This window comes from Kitasatospora sp. NPDC057518, from assembly GCF_042802075.1.
Taxonomy (GTDB): domain Bacteria; phylum Actinomycetota; class Actinomycetes; order Streptomycetales; family Streptomycetaceae; genus Kitasatospora.
Window position 1 is genome coordinate 1 of the sequence record NZ_JBHVEU010000619.1, and the last position, 4,085, is coordinate 4,085.

Sequence of the window (4,085 nt, forward strand, 5' to 3'; positions counted from 1 at the left end):
CGGCCCGGACCGGCCGGGCCGCGGTAGGCCTGGGCGAGGTCGAGCCAGGCCTCGGCGTCCTCGCCACGGGCCGTCAGGGCGAGGTCGTCGCGGTGCCGGCGCCTGGTCACCAGCAGGCAGAAGTCGACGGCGGGTCCGCTGACGCGCTGCTCCGCGTCGGCGGGGCCGAACTCCCACCGGGCGCCCGACGGAGCGGTGATCTCGAAACGGAACGGGGTCTCCGGCGGCGTGAGCCCGCGGGCCTGGTAGCCGAAGTCCCAGGTGCGGACGGCGAACTCGACCAGGTAGCGGATCCGGTCGGTGTGCTCGCGGCGCTCCCCGAGCGCGTCGGCGATGTCCTGGCCATGGCCGAACAGTTCCATCATGCCGGCGGCGGCGAGCACGGGGGCCGTCAGCGGGCGGACCAGCCACGGCAGCGGCCGGTCCGCCGGAACGGCCGCCAGGGCCTCCTCGGCGGCCCGGCGCTCGGTCTGCCAGCTCTCCAGCAGGAGCTTCGGCGCCTTCGCCAGGTAGGGCTTGAGGGCCTGCTGCACCGCACCGTCCATGTCCTGCCCGATGCCGGCGGCGACCGCCCGGAAGGCCTCGGGGTCGCCCGCCGCGAGTCCGGCCAGCCTGAAGGTGGCCGTGAGATGGGCGACCTGGTGGGCGACGGTCCAGCCGGGGGCTGGCGTGGGGCGTGCCCAGTCGGCTTCGGGCAGGTTCGCCACCAGCGCGTCGACGGCCTCGCCGTCCAGCACCAGCGCGGAGATCACGTCCTGTCGGTCGACCATGCCTCTTCCTTCCGTTGAGCGGAACCCGGCCGGATGCCCGGCGCACTCCCAATCCGCCTCGAACCGTGGCGAGTTGGGCGAATCCAGTATCTGCTCCCGGAGATCGGCGGGCTTCTCCGCCCGTGCTCTGCCACCGGCCGCACCCTCGCCCCCGTCACCCGCGCCCCTGTCACCCGCGCCCCGTCACTCGGACGCCGCGCCGAGCGCCGGGGCCGCGAGCCGGCTCCGGCGGCTGATGTACCAGGCGGCCGCGCCGCACAGCAGCGCCAGCACGGAGACCGCCAGCAGGACGTCGGAGGCCGAGGACACCAGGCCCGCCAGCAGCAGCGGCCCGCACAGGCCGCCCAGCCGGTTGAAGAAGGAGACCCAGCCGGTGGTCCGGCCGCGCCGTTCCGGATCGGCCAGGTCGGCCGCGATCGGCAGGAAGATCGCGGCCATCGAGTTCACCGAGAACAGCGCCGCCACCAGCGCGCCCGCGCAGATCCAGCCCACCTGGGCCACCGCGCCGCTGGCGGTGAGCGCCAGCAGCAGCACGGCGGTGACGGTGGCCAGGCCCGCCGCCATGCTGGTCGGGCCGAAGCGGCGGTAGCCCAGCATCAGCAGCAGGGCGCACGGGACCATCACCACCGCCGCCACGGTCAGCATCAGGTTCGCGGTGCGCACCGGCACACCGCCGATCCGGGCCAGGCTCGGCACCCAGGTGGTGAGGCCGAAGGTGAGCAGGCCGATCAGGGTGGCGAACGCCCGCTGGAGGCCGTGGGTGAGGGCCCGCGCGGACCGTGAGTCCCGCCGCGGGACCGGTGCGCTCCGCGCCGCCGGGGCGGAGAGCGCCACGTAGTCGGGAACGAAGGGCGTCAGCACGGCCAGCACGGCGCCGGTGGGGGCGCCGATCAGCCAGAGGATCCGCCAGCCGAACACCGGCTCCAGCCACAGGGCCGAGCCGGCGGCGATCAGGTAGCCGACGGCGGTGGCGACGACGGAGAGCGCCACCACCACCGAGCCGCGGACCCGCCCGCCGACCGCCTCGGTGAGCAGGGTGATCAGCAGCGGGGCGAGGCCGCCGACCGCCAGGCCCATCAGCCCGCACATCAGCAGGTTCCCGCGGAAGGAGGGCATCGAGCCGCACATGCTGGTGGCGGTGAAGCCGAGGGTGGCGATCAGGTAGGAGCTGCGGCGCCCGATCCGGTCGGTGAGCACACCGAACAGCAGCGCCCCGGCCGCCGTCCCGGTCAGTCCGCAGACCGCCAGCAGGGAGGCCGTCCGGGGGTCGAGGCCGTAGTCGGCCCGCATGCCGGGGATGACGAAGCCCAGCGTGGAGGTCTTGCTGATGTCGACGGTCAGGGCGGCCGTACCGATGACGGCGACCAGCAGCCGGCCGCGCCGGCCGCCACGGAGTTCGGTCGGGGCCGAGCGCGGCCGTCCGCGCAGGGCGGCGCCGGCCACCACGAGCAGCAGTCCGGCGAAGGCGGTGAACATCTCCGGCATCTCCGCCAGCGGCATGCCGTCGAGCTTCCGTCCGGCGTCGGCCGGGGCGTGCGCCATCTCCATCGGCATCGGCATCGGCATCGGCATCGCGGGGTCCATGGCGAAGGCGTGGTGGAAGGCCAGTGCGGAGGAGACCAGCACGATCGCACTGCCCGCGTACAGGAGCATCGCGGCGCCGAGGGGTCTGGAGAACACGGGGCGGCCTTTCGGTCGGGGGCGGCGGTCGCGCCGGGTGACTGGGAAGCTACGCCGGGCGTCCTGAGGGCCGCTTCTCGCAGTGTGCTGGGATCGGGAGTTGTGGACCCGCGACCGGTTCCGGCACCACGGCGTTTTGGTTGACTGGGGACATGAGTCCGCGTCGCTCGGATCCCCGTGCCCGCCCGGGGCTGGTGACCATCGCCGCCCGGCTGCTGGCGGAGGAGGGGCCGCAGGCACTGTCCACCCGCCGCATCGCGAGCGAGGTCGGCACCTCGACGATGGCCCTGTACACCCACTTCAACGGAATGCGCGGGCTGGCGCGGGCCATCGTCCACGAGGGGTTCGCCCGGCTCCAGCAGCACTTCACCCAGGTGCGGCCCAGTGACGACCCGGTGTGCGACCTCGCGCTGCTGGGCCGCGCGTACCGGTGCAACGCGCTGGCCAACCCCCACCTGTACGCGGTGATGTTCGGCGGTTCCTCGCTGGCCGGGTTCTCGCTCGACGAGGAGGACCGCCAGTACGGCCGCTACACGCTGGCCGGTGTGACCGAGTGCGCGGCCCGGTGCGTCGGGGCGGGCCGGTTCCGCCCGGCGGACCCGGAACTGGTGGCGCACCAGATGTGGTCGGCGGTGCACGGCCTGGTCGTCCTGGAGCTCGGCGGCTACCTGATCGAGCCCTGCGACGCCGACCGCCTGCTGGAGGCGCAGCTGGTGGGGCTGATGGTCGGTGTCGGCGACACCCGGGAGGCCGCCGCCGGATCGGTGGCGGCCTCGGCCCGGCGGCTGCGGGAGGAGGTGGTGCCGGTGGTGGAAGCGGCGGGGCCGGAATAGTCCGGCGCCGGGCACCCGAACTCTTTCCGGACCGCTTTCTCCCGTCGTGCTCTTGCCGTTCGGAACGTCTTGGTGGAGAAGGGCCGCTGCGCTAGCTTCTCGAACAGGAGGCATTGTCCGCCATCCGCCAGGAGAATTCGGGGAGTGTGGGAGAGCATGCAGCCGAAGACCTACGAGTACGATCCGGCCGTGTTCGACTTCGCCGCGGCGGTGCGGTCGATCTACCGGACCGAGGACCTGAGCGCGTTGCGGCCGGACGCCCCGATGGAGCTGCTCACCTGGCGGACCGACCAGTCCACGGAGTTCCACGCCGCCTTCTACCGGGAGTTCGAGCCCAGGCTCCGGGACCTGTACCGCGGCTTCGTGAAATCCTTCGTGCCGGACGTGCTCGGCACCGACGAGTTCTGCTTCCAGCGCGTTCCCACCTTCCGGATCCATTTCCCGGGAAATGTCGCGGTCGGCGAGTTCCACAAGGACGGCGACTACCACCACGCCGACGGCGAGGTGAACTTCTGGCTGCCGCTGACCCGGGCCTGGGGGACCAACTCCGTGTGGGTCGAGCGGGAACAGGGGTCGGAGGACTACGCGGCGACCGAACTCGACGTGGGGCAGCTGCTGGTCTTCGACGCGGTCGGCTGGAACCACGGGAACAAGGTGAACGACACCGACTCGACCCGGGTGAGCTTCGACTTCCGCTGCATCCGGCTCGCCGACTACCGCGCCTCGGACCTGCGGACGGTGGACGCCGGCCGGGGGCTGTGGATCGGGGACTACTTCGACGTCTTCTGACCGGTTCCGCTCC

4 protein-coding genes are annotated in these 4,085 nt (G+C 72.9%); 2 read left to right on the plus strand and 2 right to left on the minus strand.

Annotation, left to right across the window (positions count from 1 at the left end):
* Together ACFU7Z_RS37235 and ACFU7Z_RS37240 are read right to left on the minus strand one after the other, a co-directional pair.
* Positions 1 to 770 (minus strand): TIGR03084 family metal-binding protein (locus ACFU7Z_RS37235; protein ID WP_380782525.1); only part of this gene is annotated, 770 nt, incomplete at its 3' end.
* Positions 771 to 953: 183 nt separating this feature from the next.
* The gene (locus tag ACFU7Z_RS37240) at positions 954 to 2,450 is read right to left on the minus strand and encodes an MFS transporter (protein ID WP_380782527.1); all 1,497 of its coding nucleotides are present in this window, start codon (positions 2,448 to 2,450) and stop codon (positions 954 to 956) included.
* Between the two features lie 152 nt (positions 2,451 to 2,602).
* Here ACFU7Z_RS37240 and ACFU7Z_RS37245 point away from each other — a divergent pair, with 152 nt between their 5' ends.
* Both ACFU7Z_RS37245 and ACFU7Z_RS37250 read left to right on the plus strand, forming a co-directional pair.
* On the plus strand, positions 2,603 to 3,283 hold the full coding sequence (locus tag ACFU7Z_RS37245; protein WP_117486082.1) for a TetR/AcrR family transcriptional regulator: 681 nt from the start codon (positions 2,603 to 2,605) through the stop codon (positions 3,281 to 3,283).
* A 144-nt stretch (positions 3,284 to 3,427) separates the two neighbouring features.
* Complete coding sequence (locus tag ACFU7Z_RS37250; protein WP_074002838.1) at positions 3,428 to 4,072, plus strand: streptomycin biosynthesis protein StrG; 645 nt, start codon at positions 3,428 to 3,430, stop codon at positions 4,070 to 4,072.
* Positions 4,073 to 4,085: the final 13 nt, after the last annotated feature.